The organism is Paenibacillus auburnensis (assembly GCF_927798115.1).
Lineage (GTDB): Bacteria > Bacillota > Bacilli > Paenibacillales > Paenibacillaceae > Paenibacillus_AQ > Paenibacillus_AQ auburnensis.
Genome location: NZ_CAKMMG010000009.1, coordinates 124937 through 142217 on the forward strand (window position 1 = coordinate 124937; position 17281 = coordinate 142217).

Annotated in this window: 9 protein-coding genes; all 9 read left to right on the top strand. The window is 52.9% G+C overall.

Annotated elements, in window-relative coordinates; translation table 11 throughout:
* Positions 1-141: 141 nt before the first annotated feature.
* Positions 142-2391, top strand: coding sequence for a helix-turn-helix domain-containing protein (locus tag L6H70_RS23320; RefSeq protein ID WP_236336542.1), 2250 nt, complete (start codon positions 142-144; stop codon positions 2389-2391).
* A 430-nt stretch (positions 2392-2821) separates the two neighbouring features.
* Complete coding sequence (locus tag L6H70_RS23325; protein ID WP_236336543.1) at positions 2822-4426, top strand: extracellular solute-binding protein; 1605 nt, start codon at positions 2822-2824, stop codon at positions 4424-4426.
* Between the two features lie 144 nt (positions 4427-4570).
* On the top strand, positions 4571-5413 hold the full coding sequence (locus tag L6H70_RS23330; protein WP_236336638.1) for an ABC transporter permease: 843 nt from the start codon (positions 4571-4573) through the stop codon (positions 5411-5413).
* Between the two features lie 25 nt (positions 5414-5438).
* The gene (locus L6H70_RS23335) at positions 5439-6311 is read left to right on the top strand and encodes a carbohydrate ABC transporter permease (protein WP_236336544.1); all 873 of its coding nucleotides are present in this window, start codon (positions 5439-5441) and stop codon (positions 6309-6311) included.
* Between the two features lie 43 nt (positions 6312-6354).
* Positions 6355-7299: a sugar phosphate isomerase/epimerase family protein gene (locus tag L6H70_RS23340; protein ID WP_236336545.1), complete on the top strand. Its 945-nt coding sequence runs from the start codon at positions 6355-6357 to the stop codon at positions 7297-7299.
* 5 nt (positions 7300-7304) lie between these two features.
* Positions 7305-8009 carry a hypothetical protein gene (locus L6H70_RS23345; RefSeq protein WP_236336546.1) on the top strand — a complete coding sequence of 235 codons (705 nt, stop codon included), beginning with the start codon at positions 7305-7307 and terminating at the stop codon, positions 8007-8009.
* Positions 8010-8068: 59 nt separating this feature from the next.
* Positions 8069-9817: a hypothetical protein gene (locus L6H70_RS23350; protein ID WP_236336547.1), complete on the top strand. Its 1749-nt coding sequence runs from the start codon at positions 8069-8071 to the stop codon at positions 9815-9817.
* Between the two features lie 88 nt (positions 9818-9905).
* Entirely contained in the window at positions 9906-11297 is a 1392-nt protein-coding gene (locus tag L6H70_RS23355; RefSeq protein ID WP_236336549.1) for an MATE family efflux transporter, read from the top strand.
* A gap of 266 nt (positions 11298-11563) precedes the next feature.
* Positions 11564-17227, top strand: coding sequence for a S8 family serine peptidase (locus tag L6H70_RS23360; protein ID WP_236336550.1), 5664 nt, complete (start codon positions 11564-11566; stop codon positions 17225-17227).
* Positions 17228-17281 lie beyond the last annotated feature (54 nt).

Below are 17281 nucleotides of genomic sequence, written 5' to 3' on the forward strand. Positions count from 1 at the left end.
CCGGGGGGCATGTGCTATAATGGCAGCAATTCGGACGGAAGCTTCGATTATGAAAAGCGCAGCCGGGTTTTCGGGGCGGCGTGTGCATGGAGCGGCCGGACCGCGGCCTGGCATTTTAACGGTTGTGGAGGGGGTTGTCTATTGTTCCGTACCTGGTATCACCGATTGCTGCTATCCTACTTTCCTATCTTTCTGCTAACTGTGACAATCCTGATTTTTGCCTCGTTTGTGTTTATCAATGACATTTCCCGGATGGAAACCAAGAAAGCGGACCGCATCTCTGCCAGTTATCTCATGGATAATGTGGACCGGACGGTCAAAGAGGTCGAACTGTCAGTGCTGGAAGCTGCCGAACGCAGCGACGCCTATAAGCGTTACTTTAACAATCAGGGTAAAGCGGATACGGGAACGGTTTATGCTGTGGCCCAGAGTCTGCGCAATCTAATTCACGAATCCTCCTACATTCAATCAGTCTATCTGTACGACAAAAGAAATGAAAGCGTTTTAACAGAAACTGGATTGAAGGAGCTTACCGGATTTGTAGACGAAGACTGGATTAGGCAAATAACCTCCGGTGTCCTGCCGGAAGGCTGGCAGCCCGTCAGGGAATATAAATATGAATTCATTCAGCGTACGCCCATACGTGTGCTTACTATAAATAAAGCCATGCCGCTGCCCTTCGGCTCAGAGGGGATACTGGTGATCAATATCAAAATGAGCGGAATTGAGCAGCTTGTCGACAGCATGGTCAATCCGCAGCTCTCTTTCCTGACCATTTCCGGCAGCGATGGACAGACCGTGTACCAGGCGCATTCGGACAGCGAAGGTGCCAAAAGCGGCAAGCTGCTGAACACGCTTTATCTGGAGAGGCTCGGCTGGACGTTCTCCAGCGGAATCAAGGCAGGCAACCTGTTCAGCTGGGTGTCTGTGATTTCCTATCTCTGGGTGGCGATTGCTCTTGGGACGGTTATATGTGCGATTTTTTACCTGGTCTATGTGACCCGGCGCAATTATAAACCGATCCAGGTCATTATGAACCGGATTGAAGGCCACCAGATCCGCAGGATGGACCAGTCGGCTGACCGGCCTGACGAAATGATGCTCATTGACGGGGTGCTGGAGGATCTGATCAACCATATGACGGATTATGATAAAAAAAGCAGGGAGAACCTGTTGCTGCAGCGCAGCAAGCTGTTCACTGATCTGTTGCACAGCGAGCGGCTCGACAATGTCATCCAGCGGCTGGAGGAACTGTCGCCGCTCACCGGAGCCGATTCCTCATCCCGTTTTATGGTTGTGCTCAGCGAAATTAACCGCTATGAGCAGGTATTCGAGGACCGCTATACAAGGGGAGATCAGAATACGCTTAAGTTTGCCCTGATGAATGTTTTTCAGGAACTGGCGCGAAATGCAGAGCTTCAGGGCTGGGCGGAGTGGGTCGGGACCGAGCGGGCTGCGATTCTTTTCCTGGCTACCGGCAGTGATGAGGAAATGACGGGTAAGATCCGCCATTTTGCCGAGGATTGCCGCTCCTGGGTAGAGCAGAATCTGCGGATCTCACTCAGCTTCGGCATCGGCCCGGCTGCAGCCGGACCGGCTACGATCCGGGAGTCTTATGCAGCAGCTGAACAAGTTATGCAGCATAAGCTGCTGATGCATGAGGATATCGCGCTGGCAGAATGCGGGGAGGCGCGCCAGCCGCTGCTTGAAACGTATAAATACCTGCAGATGATTGCCGAGTTTGTCAAGCAGTTCCGGATGTCTAGCGGTCAATGGAGGGAGCAGCTAGAGGGGATTTTTGAAGCGTTTGAACAGGACTTTCTGCAGGACGATGATATCCGCTCCCTCATTCAGGCTATGCTGCAGATGCTGAGCCGGGAAGTGGCCGTGATGTCGGAGCAGCTGCAGGACGAGCTGTCGGCGGAGAACGCCCGGGTTCGACTGAAAGGACTGGATAAGGCTGATTCGATCGATGAAGTGAAGAGCATTCTGTTTGAATATTTGACTGATTTATTCCGTACCTATGTCTCTGTAAGTGAGACCAAAAGCTACCGGGCGATGGTCAACGAGATGAAGAACTATATCGAAGAGAACTTTGCCAATCCCGATCTTTCCCTGAAGCATTTAAGTGACCGGTTTCAGGTATCCGGCAAATATGCCAGCTACCTGTTCAAAACGGAATTCAAAATGAAATTTGTGGATTTCGTTACCGAGCTGCGGATGAAGGAAGCGGAACAGCTGCTGCTGGAGACGGAATATTCGCTGCAGGATATCGCACTCCAGGTGGGCTATGCGAATGCGATTACGTTCGGCAGGGTATTTAAGCGGGTTGCCGGCATCACGCCGGGCGATTACCGCTCTTTGAAGCGCCGCGGAGCATCCAAAGCTTAAGACGTATGTTCTGTTTATGGCTCAATAGCGATACCCGTCCAGCTTGCCGGTCTCGAAAGTGAAACGTCAGGCCCATTCTTGTTAACCAAGCCGCATTCCTGCTCGCAAACCTCCGTCAGGAGCATGCAAACACGGATGCGGCTTCTATTTTTTCTGCTTTTGAAAGCGGTTTATCATACGAAAATGGTTGGTCCGATAAACCGGAAGTCCGAATTATTAGCGTTTTTGCAATCGGAAACAGGTTTATTGTCAGCCCTCAGGAGAGTGTGGAATACTGTGGTCATCCCGGTACGTTAAGCAGCCAGGCAGTAAAGGCGGCGAGAGCGTGAAAGCATTCTTTTCTGAAGAAAGGCAGTACGGGAGCTCGGATGTGAGGTTGGGGGATTCATAAAGTCACCATTATAGCCGCAGAGGCGAAGGAGATGGCACAATGACAGTGAATGCAAACCAGAAAGTTCTGAAGAAGGCATTGGGAGTCGGATTGAGCGCAGTAATGGGGATGTCGCTGCTGGCCGGATGCGGATCGGATTCCAATGGGAACACGGCAAACGGAGGTTCAGCAGTAGAGGGAGACAACGGCAAACGTGTCACCTTGAAAGTGGAAGTGTTCGACCGGGGGAACAGTCCGGCGCCTCATACGATCACCAACAACTTCTTGACTCAGATGGTACAGGAACGATTCGGTGATCCGAACAACATTGATGTCGAGTTTGTACCGGTTCAGCGCTCCGAGGAAGTTACGAAGCTCAACGTTCTGATGGCCAGCAACACAGATGTGCCTGATATTGTGTTTACTTATGATTCCAGTGTGTTCTACCGTTACGCCCAGCAGGGCGGGCTGACTGATGTCGGAGCGATTCTTGATGAACACGGACCCAATCTGAAGAAATTCCTCGGTGAGGAAACGCTGTCCTACGGACAGATTGATGGCAAGCAGCTGTCCATCCCGGGCAAACGTGCCGTTACGGGGCGCTACAGCTCCTATATCCGTCAGGATTGGCTGGATAAGCTTGGTTTGCCTGTTCCAACAACCACCGATGAGCTGTATACAACCTTGAAAGCGTTTAAAGATAAGGACCCAGGCGGTCTCGGCAGCAAAAACATCCCGATGGGCATGGCGCTTGCCCCGGCCCAATTCGAAACCTTGATCTACTCCTTCATCAAACCGGTTAAAGGTGATCTGACTTACGGTCAGCGCTACGAGCTGCCGCTACATGAAGGCTTCAAGGATGCGATGCAGTTCCTGAACAAGCTCTACAATGAGGGCCTGATCAGCAAAGATTTCAGTCTGGACGAAGATAAGACCCAATTGGGCAAGGATCTGAATAACGGTTATGTAGGTTACTGGTCAGATGATGTTGGTAACCTTGCGTATGCCGATGGAACGCTGGATGTCCTCTACGCAAATGTGGAGGGAAGTAAGATTTCTGCTGTGGATACTTATACCAATGCTAACGTTGACAACAAACACATTAAATCCCGCTATGCCTCGAACGGCATGTATATCATGATTCCCAAGAGCAGTAAGCGGGCAGTGGAAGCTGTGAAGTATCTGGACTGGATGGCTTCCGATGACAATCTGGTTCTCATGTACAGCGGGGTTGAAGGCGAGAACTATGATCTGGTTGACGGCATCCCGGTTGTCAAACCCGATGTGTCTAAAGAGTTTGCAGACCGGCTCTTTAACGGCGGTGACATGGCGATTATCTCCAACGGTAAAAACTTTGGAGACCAGGAGCTTAATCAGAAAGCTTGGATAAGCGGCTTCCCGGAACGTCATAAGGAAATTCTTGAGCAGTCTTATGCAATCGCCAACACCGATACGGTCGGACCGATTGTCTTCAGTAAACCGATTGAAGCGGAACCCAAGTACGGCACTACCCTCAATGACAAGCTGGCCGTAATTATGGTTAAGACAGCGATGGCCAAACCGGAGCAATTTGATGCCGTGTATGAGCAGGAGATGAAGGATTTCATGTCCCTCGGCGGAACTCAGCTTAAAGAAGAACTGGAAGCAGCTTTGAAAGATCTGTAAGCACGGTAAATAAATATAAAGGGAAAACCGGAGGGAGCTGGTACGCCGCTTCATCCGGTTTTTCTTCCCAAGGAGGGAACCGACTTGAGTAAAGTGAGCTACTTGAAGCGGTATTGGCAATTGTACGCGCTGCTTTCACTGCCAATGATCTACTTTTTTATCTTCCGCTACGGACCGATGTACGGTGTGCAGATTGCCTTCAAGGACTTTAATCTTTTCCAGGGAATCGGCGGCAGTGAGTGGATTGGGTTCGACGCATTCCGTGAAGTGTTTAACCTGAGAGAGTTTTATACCGCACTGCGCAATACCTTTATGCTTAACTTCCTGGATTTACTCGTATCTTTCCCTGCCCCGATCATTCTGGCGATCATGCTGTATGAGATTAAGGGCGTATGGTTCAAAAAAATCTCGCAGACCATCCTTTATATCCCTCACTTTATTTCCTGGGTTATCATCGGGGGAATTGTTTATCAATTATTCGGCAACCAGTCCGGTATGGTCAACGGGGTGCTGGAAGGCCTGGGCTTAAGCCCGATTCCGTTCCTGACTGAAAAAGGTCCATGGCTCGTCACCTATCTGTTCACAGGGGTCTGGCAAAGCGCCGGCTGGGGAACCATACTCTATCTGGCAGCGCTTACCGGCGTAAACAGAGAGCTGTTTGAGGCGGCTGAGGTCGATGGGGCAACACGAATGAAGAAGATCTGGTATATTACGCTGCCAAGCATTAAGCCGACAATCGTCACCCTGCTTATTCTCAATCTCGGCAAAATGGTCAGCATCGGCTTTGACCGTCCGTACATTATCGGAAATACAGCGGTACGTGAATACTCTGATGTGCTGAGTACCTTTGTCTACCGGGTCGGTCTGGAATCCGGGCAGTACACCCTGGCTACCGTAGTCGGGCTGTTCCAGGCTGTGGTCGGACTGGTATTCATTCTGGGCTCCAACTATATTTCGAAAAAAATGACCGGCAACGGCATTATCTGATAAAGAGGGAAGGAGGCGGAGTACTATGAGTGAACGTACTTCCAACCGGATATTTGATATCGTCATTGTTACCTGTGTGGCCTTGTTCGTGCTGTTCTGTCTCGCTCCGTTCTTGCATGTTATCGCAGTATCACTCAGTTCCAACCGGGCCATTACTTCCGGTGAGGTGACGCTTTTTCCGATTGAATTGAACTGGAAAGCCTATGCCCAGGTGTTCTCGGATAACGCAATGATAAGATCTCTGGGCTATACCGTGCTGCTGACTGCCGCGACAACCGGGCTGTGTATGCTCTTCACCATCGCCGCAGCCTATCCGCTGACCAAGGGCTACCTGAAAGGCCGCAAGACGTTTATGGTTATTATCATCATTACCATGTTCTTCAGCGGCGGGATTATTCCTGAATATCTGCTGATGCGCGATCTGCGCCTGCTCGATTCCACCTGGGCGCTTATTCTGCCCGGTCTGGTCAGTCCGTTCAACCTGATTATCCTGATCTCCTTCTTCAATAATATTCCCCAGAGTCTGGAAGAGTCGGCTGAGATCGACGGCAGCTCCTTCTTCCGCACGCTGATGAGCGTCGTTCTGCCGCTGTCCATGCCTGTGCTCGCCACGCTGGCCCTCTTCTATGCTGTAGGCAGATGGAATGGTTTCCAGGATGCACTGATGTATATCAATAGTCCGGAGCTGTATCCGCTTCAGCTCAAGCTGTTCCAGATGGTCCAAAACAATATGGTTTCCGAGCTGACGCAGATGGAGGGTGCGAACCGTACTCCCCTGACCCCGGAGAGCCTCAAGGCGGCAACGGTTATCTTCGCTACGGTGCCGATCCTCGCCGTGTATCCGTGGCTGCAGAAGTATTTCGTCAGCGGCGTCATGCTTGGTGCCGTTAAGGGTTAAAGCTGCGGCTGCACAGGCAGAGATAAGAAAGGAGAACAGGGCTGTGGAAGATAAAGGAGCATTCTCATTCTCAACCTGCTGGAATATTAAACGGCATACGGATGGCAGCAGCATGCTGCGGGAAATCCGTGAGCTTGGCTTCCGGCGGGTGGAGCTGAACTATAATGTCACCGAAGCCATGCTGACTACGATTGAGCCGATGATCGAGCGGGGGGAGATTGGCATCTCCAGTGTTCATAATACCTTCCCTCACGTATCCGATCCTGATTACGGCACAGATTCCGTGCTGCTGGGCTTTGGAGATGAGACCAAGCGGCAGCGGGCGGTAGAGCTGCTGGTCCGTTCGGCTGAGTATGCCCAGCGCTACGGCGGCGAGGCCGTGGTGGTGCATCCCGGTGAAGTGCCTTTTCCGAATGATATTGCCAAGGAGCTGGAGCAGATTTACAGCGGGCAAGGCAGAGATTCGGAAGCGTACCGCAGCAAGTGGGCGGAGCTGCTGGAACGGCGGGGGGCTTATAGCGCCGGCTATGTGCAGACGATTATCCGCAGCCTGGATGAAGTATGCAACCGCGCGGCCTCCAAGGGTCTAAATGTCCGCTTCGGGATCGAGACACGCTCCCGGCCGCAGCAGATTCCAACGCTTGCAGAAGCCAAAACGGTAATAAGCGCATTAAAGGGCGCACCTGTCGGCATCTGGTATGACACCGGCCACGCCATCATGATGGACCGGATGGGCTTGTACGACAGTGTAGGAGAGATGGAAGGGCTGATGGATGATATTGTGGGCGTTCACGTCCATGAGACCATCGGGCTCTCCGACCACTGGTGTCCCTATGTGAACAGCGGAAATATGGATTTCTATGATGCCTATTTACCGATGATTGAGCGGGCGCAGGTTAAGGTATATGAGCTGAAGGCGGCCTGCCGGCCGGAGGAAATCCATGAGAGCCACCGCCTGCTTACGGCTAAACTGGCAGGCAGGGGGTAGGCCGCATGCTGGGTGATGCAGACCGGATTATGAGCGATGAAGACCGCAAGTTAAGTGATGCAGACCGCAGACTAGCTGCCCTGTATGCCCCTCGCTTAATGTTCGACCGGAGCGAGCCGTTTTTCCCGGTCCGCTTCGGTGTAACGGTGCTGCGGGAGGACGGGGACTCTTCTTCCTTCCGGCGCCGTCTGGCCGTGGACCATCCCAAAGTAGAAGCAATTGTAGAATACGCGATATATTACGATTATGATATCCAGCATCTCTATGATCTGGAGCATGTGTGGGTGTATATCGGCAGGAACGGAGAGGTGGCGGATGTGGAAGCCAGCTTTCACGGGAAATACCTGAAAGGACTGCTCCGTGGCTCCGCTAATCTGAGCGGTACGCGGGCCGTTCTGTATGTCCAGCCCGGCAAGCATGCGCTCTCCCCGATCCCCGAAGTCTTTGAGCTGCTGCCGGCCTTTGCCTCTTGCACACAGGAGGGAGCCGGGGCAGACGGGCTGATCTTCGGGGATTTCTTCCGCGGCATTCTGGCTACGGACGAAGAGACGGACCGAAGGGTCCGATGTTATCTGCAGACCTGCCGCTTTACGCCTTCTCTGTCTTATGAGGAATGGATATATGCTGAGCAGGAGGATCTGTTCGTTTCCTGGAGCCAGCTGTTTGCAGAAATTCCCGGACGTATCCGCAGGGAGCTGGACCGGCTGTAGATAAGTTATACGAGGGCCCGTTATGATACAAGAAAAGATTCTTAATGGAGGGAACCATCATGTATAAGCAACTGGTGGCCAGCAATGATCTGGCGGTAGAGAGCGGATTATCCCGGCAGGTGCTTGATCCGGAGAGCCGCTATTACGGAGGCACCATTGATCCCGGCACGGGCGTTGCCTGGGTCAATCACACCACCGGCACTCCGACCGAGATGTGTTATTGGGGGGCCGCCCTGGTAAACCCCGATTCTAAGTACTACCGGGACGAAGAGCTGCTGGACCGGCTGCGGCTGGCAACGGAGTTCGTGCTGCGTGCCCAGCATGAGGACGGCTCTATCTCCCCGGGCTGGACGAACTATCATTCCCCGCCGGACACAGCCTTTGTCATCGTCGGCTATGCCCAGCTCTATCAGCTGCTGGCGCAGCAGGAATGGCAGCCGCTCCAGCCCGTGCTGGACAATATGAGGCTGTTTCTTGAGCGGACGCTGCCCGTCATGCTTACGGGCGGCGTCCATACCCCGAACCACCGCTGGGTAATCTGTGCGGCGCTTGGATTTCTGCATGAGCTGTTTGGGCTGGAAGAGCTTGTACAGCGGGCGGATCAGTGGCTGGCAGAGGGAATGGATATTACCCCGGACGGGGAATGGACGGAGCGCAGCAACGGCATTTACAATGCAGTCAGCGACATCATGCTGATTCATGCTGCCCGCCTGCTGGACCGGCCGCAGCTCCTGGAACCGGTCCGTCTGAATCTGCGGATGATGGTCTATCTGGTCCATCCTTCGGGCGAGGTCGTGACCGATTATTCCGGGCGGCAGGATCTGGGGAGTGTCCATGATCTGTCCCCGTATTATTTGCCCTACGCCATTCTGGCCCGTGCAGACAACGATGCGCAGTTCGCTGCCATGGCGGAATGGGCCGGGAGGGCGCTCAGCCATCCGGGCGTCTGCTCGGCCAATGTGCTGGTGAGGATGCTGCTTGAGCCTGAGCTTCAGCAGTCTTTTGGGGCAGTGGCAGAGCTGCCCGTGAAGTACGAGACGCTACTGAACGGGGATTTTCTGCGGCACAGCTATCTGCAGGACATGGAGGCCGCCGGTCATCAGGGGCGGATCTTTCACAGTCGGCTGCATACCGATTTCGGGGCACCCGTTGCCCGCTTTAGGGATGGAGATACCAGTGTAACGCTGATCACGGAGACACCGTCTTTCTTTGCGCTGCGCCATGGTGCTGTGCGGCTGCTGGCCGTGCAATTGGCGTCTTATTTCAATCCGGGATTCGTCCCGATGCAGGAAATGACGAAGCTGTCCGCCGGATACCGCCTCGCAGGCGAGCAGAAGAAAGGATATTATGGTCCAGTCGAAGAAGCCCTTCTTCCGCCGTCTGCCACAGCAGCGGTCAGTCCCTGGTATCTGCTCCCCCACCAGAGCCGTCCGCTCACGCATGAGCAGACGCTCCGCGTGGAGACAGAGGTGCAGCGAACAGACACGGGCTGGACGATCCGGGTGCATTGCGAGGAGCCGGGGGAGGTCATGACCCAGCTGTCCTTTGTTTTTGGCCAGGAAGGCAGCTTCACTTCTGGCGAGCTGCAGGCGGTAGAAGAGGACTGCTACCTCTGGAGCGGAGGCGTTCTCCGCTATACCAGCGGCGAAGACTGGGTGGAACTGACGGGGGGAGAGCTTGGCCATCTGGCGAGGGCGGTACGGGAAGCGAAGCTGCAGAACAACTGCAAGGCGGTGCTGGTCAATGTGATGACCCCGTTCGATAAGACGTTCACCCTGACGCTCTCTCCTTCTATGAGAAGTGTCTAATCTCTGAGAGAATCGGCGGATTCCTTGACTTCTGAACTCCATATGTTAGAATGACGAAACCCTAATTCTAATATAAAGAAGTGAAGTTATGCTAGAGCCCAAGGTAAAGGGGAAACGGGGCAGCCTGTTCCTCGACAAGTATTTTTCCGGAGAATCCATAGATTACCGCCAGATGATAGCGTTATTTATACCGCTTCTGGTCGATCAGGCCTTTATTGTCGGTCTGAATCTAGTGAATACGGCGATGATCAGCTCGTCCGGTGTGGCGGCGATCAGCGCCGTGAATATGATCGATTCACTTAATATTTTTCTGATCAGTGTGTTCATTGCAGTTTCCACTGGAGGGACCGTTGTTGTCGCCCAGTATAAAGGGAGCGGTAATGACCAGATGGTCTCCAAAGCCACAGCCGGTGCAGTCTCATCAGTTTCTTTGATGGCGCTATGCATCGGCTTGTTTGGGATTGTGCTGCACGGTCCGCTGCTGAACCTGCTGTTTGGTGCGGCTTCGCCAGAGGTAATGGCCAATGCCCGGACGTATCTGATTGGCAGCAGCCTGTCCTATCTTGGTATCGCTGTTGTAGAAGCGGTCTGTGGCGCATTGCGCGGAATCGGCAGGACCAGGGCATCACTCGTGCTGTCCCTGATCATGAATCTGATCTATGTTTTGCTGAATTTTGTATTCATTAACGGTCTGCATATGGGTGTGTTCGGGATGACCATTGCCATCAATGTTTCCAGATACCTGGCTGCGGTCTGCGCACTCATCTATCTTTTCCGGATGGACAATACGCTGCATGTGAGAATCCGCGATCTGCTGGTCTTGAACTGGACGATGCTCAAACGAATTATGAATATCGGCCTGCCGTTTGCCGCAGAGCAAATGTTTTTTAACGGCGGAAAGATCCTGACTCAAATCTTCATCGTCAGCCTGGGCACCTATGCGATTGCGACGAATGCCATCACATCCACCCTGGCCGGAGTCATGCAGATTCCTGCGAATGCCTTGTCCCTGACGCTCATTACGGTGGTAGGCCAATGCATGGGCAGCAGAAATGTGAAGGACGCCCGGAAATTCGTCAAATCGTTTCTTTGGCTGTCGTCCGCTTCCTTTGTGCTGATGGCGCTGCTGATTTTCCCGTTTTTCCATCCGCTGGTGTCCTTGTTCCACCCTCCGGCTGAGATTATCGGCGACATTTTCCTGGTCTTTCTGATCAATTCGATTGCCCAGATTCCGCTGTGGTCGATCAGCTTCATTACGCCGTCGGCCCTCCGGGCCGCGGGTGATTCCAAATATACGTCGATGGTCTCGATGCTGTCGATGTGGCTATTCCGCGTGGTGCTGGGATACCTGCTCGGTATCCAGTTCGGTATGGGCATTGTCGGTGTATGGCTGGCGATGAACTGTGAGTGGGGCGTGCGGGGCTTCATCTTCCTGCGGCGGTTCCTTGGGGAGAAATGGGTCCAGCATAAGGTAATCTAATCCAGATCGGGGCTGGATGTTATATATATGAATTCTGCACAGCCTCATTTGGGGTAAAACAGAGCAGGTCCGGCGGCCGCTTTCAAGAGAAAGCGGTTTTTTTGGTGCGATTTTGACTGCGCAGATCACGTTTTATCCGAATAAATGACAATAAACCTACTAATATTTCCTTTTTTACTATGAGCTGAATCCCGTAATTACCCCAATTTACAGCAAAAATCCTACAGATTATAGTAAGTTAAAAAATTGGGTCAAGGAGGAATCTAATGAAGCACAAAAAAATGAACCGCTGGTTTTCCGGCACCGTTGCAGGCGGACTTCTAGTTTCCACTTTACTGGCGCCCGCGGTGTACGCGGCACCGTCCAGCGGCAGTACAACAGTTACCTCCGAGCAGGCAGCAGCTATTCTGGAGAGCCTGACTCCTGCACAGAGACAGGCGCTGGAACAGCTTAGTGCCAGTACGGGGCCTATCATCTCGTCTGACATCGATACCAAGAGCACGGATCTTGTCCATGTTATCGTCCAGTTCAAGCCCGAGCCGGCGGCAGTAGCCAGCCTGAAGGGAGCTGCCACTGCGCGTTCGTTTTCCTTGACCTCTGCGGAGGATCAGGTAGAGCAGTCGCATAAGGATTTCAAGGCTTTCCTAAACAAGCTGCAGGTAAGCCGCAGTGCACTCGCCTATAGTCCTTCTCGCATATCGGTCAGCCAGGAGTACCGTGATGCCTTCAACGGTGTGGCGCTGACTCTGCCGGGGATTGCCGTACAGGATTTGGCCCAGTCCGGTGTAGTCAAGAAGATCTGGAACGATGCCAAGGTTGAGCTGCCGGACGATACGCTGGTGCCTACCGATCTCACAGCAGACGATGTTATGGATGAGTCTGCAGGAGAAGAGGCGGCGGCAATCAATCCCTTGATGATGGACAGCGTTCCATTTATCGGAGTGGACAAGCTGCAGGCCGAAGGCATTACCGGCAAAGGCATCAAGGTAGGGGTTCTGGATACGGGGATTGATTATAATCATCCCGATTTAACAGGCGTCTATCATGGATACCGTAAAACCGAAGGCGAAGATCCGGCTGCTGTTGATCCGGCTACCGTCAAGGGTTGGGACTTTATCGACAATGATGCAGATCCGATGGAAACGACATATGATGACTGGATCGCCGCCGGCGAGCCGGAATCCGAGACGGAATACTTCACGGCCCACGGTACCCATGTTTCCGGAACCATTGCCGGCCAGCAGGCCAATGATGTGGATTATGCCGTTAAAGGTGTGGCACCCGGCGTAGAGCTATACTCTTACCGTGTCCTTGGACCTTATGGATCAGGCGCGAACAGCGGCATTATCGCCGGGATTGACAAGGCCGTTCAGGACGGCATGGATGTTATCAACCTGTCCCTCGGTTCGAAGTTGAATGATCCGCTTGATCCAACCTCCATTGCCATTAACAACGCTATGCTGGCCGGAGTTGTCAGCGTGATTGCTGCAGGTAATGACGGTCCGGCAGCCGGAACGCTTGGCACACCGGGGGCCAGCGCCCTCGGGATCACCATTGGGGCCTCGAGCGTACCGATTACCATTCCTTCAGTAACGGCTTCTGTGTATGATGCGGCCCACCCGGTAAAGGAAGGGGAGGCAGCAGCCGCTGTGACAGATACGGTCTATCAACCGCTTACTATGAAGCTGTTTGGCGAAGAGTTCAACTATGAACCAAGCAGTATCGTCGGTTCGGAGATGGAGATCGTATATGCAGGCCTTGGCAAGGCTGATAACTTCACCGGCCTGGATGTAGCCGGCAAAGCAGCACTTATCATGCGCGGAGAAATCGGCCTGAACGTCAAGATTAAGAATGCGGCCAAAGCAGGTGCAGCCGCGGTTATTATCTATAATAATACAACTGGTTATATCGATAATTATCTGGGTGAGGCGTCCGGGTTTGTCCCAACCTTCCAGATTCAGCAGGCGGAAGGCGAGAGCCTCAAGAAAATGGGCAAGCCATATATCAGCTTCACGGCGGCAGATGAAGGACTGTCCGCAGGAGATAAGCTCGCTGATTTCAGCTCACGGGGACCGGTGTCGGGAACGGATGATATCAAGCCTGACCTGGTAGCTCCAGGTGTAGCCGTATTCTCCACCTATCCGGTATATATGAATGATCCGGTGAACCAGAGTAATTATGATATTGCTTATACGCGGATGTCGGGTACTTCCATGGCGACTCCGCATGTTACCGGTATCGCTGCATTGATGCTGCAGGCGCATCCGGAGTATACACCTTTTGATGTGAAGACGGCTCTGATGAATACAAGCGTCGACCTGAACAAGGATTATTCGGTGTACGAAGTCGGCGCAGGTCGGGTCGATGCTTACCGCGCAGTTCATGCAGATACAACGGTTAAGGTCCTGGATACAACGACCAGCGTTTCTGCTGATAATCAGTATGTCGAAATCGCGGATATTACCGGTTCCCTGAACTTCGGAAGCGTGTATACCGAGGACGAGGAGACTGCAAAAGCCAGCAAGACGCTCGAACTGGACAACCGGGGGGACAGCGACAAGAGTTACCGTCTGGAACTGGAATTTCTCACGGACGTGCCGATTACCCTGGGCACTAATGAAGTAACCGTGCCTGCAGGCACCCGTGAAACTTTTAATGCCGAGCTGCTGGTGGATGATACGGTACCGGAGGGAACCTATGAAGGGTACATCCACGTGGTCAATAAAGCAGATGCTGCGGACCATTACCAGTTGCCGCTGCTCGTCCGGGTATCCGGTAAAGGGATCGGTTACTTCCAGATGGACCCGCCGGCTATCTCTAACAACTATGTGATGCATTCCTACTCCAACTGGGTTACAGTAGCTTACTTTGCGCTGAAGAGTCCGATGGAGACATTAGATGTCTATCTTAAGGATTACAAAACCGGAGAAGTGCTCGGTTTCCTGGGTACTATGGATGCTTCAGGCCTTGCGTTAGGCAAGGAGCTGTTCCTGTTCAATATGTTCAAAGGATATGTCTATCCGTTCACTGAAGACGGCGGCATCTCTGATATTGCCCGATTTGTTAAGGAGGGTGCTTATACGTTAGAAGTGCTGTCCAGAGATGCAGACGGTGCAATTTATCATCAGAGTTCTCCAATGACACTGGTGGATAATACGGCACCGGAACTTTCGCTTAAGACCACGAATGCTGCCGGAGACACGGCTTTGCTGACTCCACGGGTCATTGAAGTCGATGATTCGCTGTTCACGACAGAAACGTACGACGGCAAAGATATTTCTGCCATTTGGGTACACGGGAACATTGCGGACAGCAGTGTGAAGCCGCTGCAAGAGGCAGGATATTCCTATGATCAAAGCGACAATACGGTAAGCTTTTATGAATACGGAAGTCCGTTCATGTCCGGTTACTTTAAAGCTGATGAGAACGGCGACTTCCGTTACGGGATAACGAAGGAAGACTTCGCATCGGAACCTTATGAACTCCGGCTCTTCGGCTGGGATATTGCTACGGTAGGTACGACTTGGCTGGGCAATAAATATGTATATCTGACCCCGGACACCACTTATGCACTTACTGAACTGGACCGGGAAACGGTAAAAACAGGCGATACCTTTACTGCGACGATCAACATGAATAATCTGAAAGCATTCACCGGGGCGGAGTTTACACTTCAGGAACTTACCGGGAACTTCAAACTGGAATCGCTGGATGTCACGGATGAATTCAAGGCACTGGCGGCGAAGCAGGGGGCTACCGTGGAGCTCCAGGATGATATCAGAGATTTCTACAGCAGCGTAAAAGTAAAACTGCAAGGCGAGAACCTTACCGGGATCGATGGCGATGTACCGTTCCTGAAGCTGAAATATAAAGTAACTGGCGACACCTACTATAATAAGGTGGCCACGATTCTGGCAACGGATCTCTTCGTGACTCAAGCCGGGACGGAAGAAGCCGTATATACTCCGTCGTATACAACGGATTATATGGATTTCGTATCCAAGACTTCACGGTTCTATGGCTATTTAAGCCCGGAAGCCTTCCTGGTTAACGGGGAATATTTGGAGTTTGGCAAGGATTACAGCAAGATGAATTTCAAAGTATCTGCGGAAACTGAATCCGGCAAAAAATATACGGCAACCGTGGACCGGAATGCTCAATATGATCTTAAATCGATTCCTGTCTCAGACGAGGTAATCAAAGTAACCTTCAAAGCGCCGGGACACACTTCTATCAGCCGCTCAAGCACTGCTTACAAGATTGAAGACGGCAAGCTGATCGGCTCGCAGCAGCTGTTGTCCCTGCACGGCTCGCTGGCCGGGGACGTCAACGGCGATGAAGTCATCGATATTAACGATTTACAGCAGGCGGGACTGGCTTACGGGACAAGTGATCCACAATCAGACATCAACCAGGACGGAATTGTGGATGATACGGATATCGGGTTCATCGTGAAGAACTTCCTGTCACTTGGCCAGAATGCCGCTGTAGATGCGGTTCCTCAGGACAAAATTGGCGGGATTGGCCTGGACGAGATACTGGAGCAAATCAAGAACGGCATGCCTAATAACGGCGGCGGCACCGACAATGGAGGCGGCACTGACAATGGCGGTGGAACCGACAACGGAGGCGGCACCGATAACGGAGGCGGCACCGACAATGGCGGTGGAACCGATAACGGAGGCGGCACCGACAATGGCGGTGGAACCGATAACGGAGGCGGCACCAATAACGGCGGTGGTGATACCGGAGGCGGTACTGATACAGGCAACGGCAATACTGGCAACACAAGCAATACAGGCAGCAGCAATACCGGAGCTGCTCCGGTTGTGGTTACTGAGCAAACTGTGCCGGCCTCCGATTTGGCGGCTGTCACTAACGGTATAGCAACAGTTGACGGCAAAGCGGGCGTTCCGGTGAAACTGCCGGCCAATGCCGGGGAGCTGCTCAAGGGCAGCAGCCTGGCAGTACACATGGATGCTGCAATGGTAACTATTCCGTCTGAGGTGCTGCAGGCACTTGCAGCGCAGGCCAACGACAATAAGCAGGGCAATATCTACTTGAATATTGCAGCTAAGGCGGCAACGCCTGCACCTGCTGAAGCGGGTGTGGCACTGACGGCAGGCGGCGTATATGATTTCAGCCTCTTCTATAAGAAGGCGAATGGCGAAGAAGTGCGCCTTGCAACCTTCCCGAAAGAAATACAGCTAACCCTGTCATACAATCCTGATCTGAAAGCGGATCTGGCAGGTATCTACTATCTGAACGAACAGACCTCTGCCTGGGAATATGCAGGTGGTAAGGTGAATGCAGCACAGCATACGGTAACTGCAGGGGTCAGCCATTTCAGCACTTACGGTGTATTGGCATATGACAAGAGCTTTACCGATCTTACGGCTTCCCATTGGGCTGCCGGAGCGGTCAAAGCACTGTCGGCGAAGCACATCGTAACCGGCCAGTCGGAAACGCTGTTCGCTCCGGATGCCAAGACAACACGGGCTGAATTCGTGGCGATGATTGTAAGAGCGTTGGGATTGCATACGGCTGCAGCGGATACGCACTTCAGCGATGTTCCGGCAGACGCCTGGTATGCGGATGAAGTGGCTGCGGCGCATGGGGCCGGACTGGTGAACGGCATTACGCAGACCGCGTTTGCACCTGATCAGAGCATTACCCGTGAAGAAATGGCAGTTATTGCAGTTAAGGCTTATAACTATGCGGCTGCAAAACAAGCTGGGGCTTCGGCCAATACTCAGGTGTACAAGGATCAATCGTCCATCTCTTCCTGGGCGGCGGCGAGCATCCAAGAGGCAGCAGGCCTGGGAATTATGTCCGGGCATGCGAGCGGGCTGTTCGCTCCGAAGGCGGCGGCAAGCCGGGCCGAAACAGCGCAGACCATTTATAATCTGTTGACTGCGGCAGGCAAGTAATATCAATTTTTAATATGTAGGCAAAAAGCCGGGGGATTATCGCTGCAAGAGCGG

Excerpts from the sequence above, each read along its gene's own strand:
- L6H70_RS23330 (WP_236336638.1), top strand. The coding sequence starts at position 4,571 with ATGATCTACTTTTTTATCTTCCGCTACGGACCGATGTACGGTGTGCAG.
- L6H70_RS23350 (WP_236336547.1), top strand. The coding sequence starts at position 8,069 with ATGTATAAGCAACTGGTGGCCAGCAATGATCTGGCGGTAGAGAGCGGA.
- L6H70_RS23355 (WP_236336549.1), top strand. The coding sequence starts at position 9,906 with ATGCTAGAGCCCAAGGTAAAGGGGAAACGGGGCAGCCTGTTCCTCGAC.
- L6H70_RS23335 (WP_236336544.1), top strand. The coding sequence starts at position 5,439 with ATGAGTGAACGTACTTCCAACCGGATATTTGATATCGTCATTGTTACC.
- L6H70_RS23360 (WP_236336550.1), top strand. The coding sequence starts at position 11,564 with ATGAAGCACAAAAAAATGAACCGCTGGTTTTCCGGCACCGTTGCAGGC.
- L6H70_RS23345 (WP_236336546.1), top strand. The coding sequence starts at position 7,305 with ATGCTGGGTGATGCAGACCGGATTATGAGCGATGAAGACCGCAAGTTA.
- L6H70_RS23325 (WP_236336543.1), top strand. The coding sequence starts at position 2,822 with ATGACAGTGAATGCAAACCAGAAAGTTCTGAAGAAGGCATTGGGAGTC.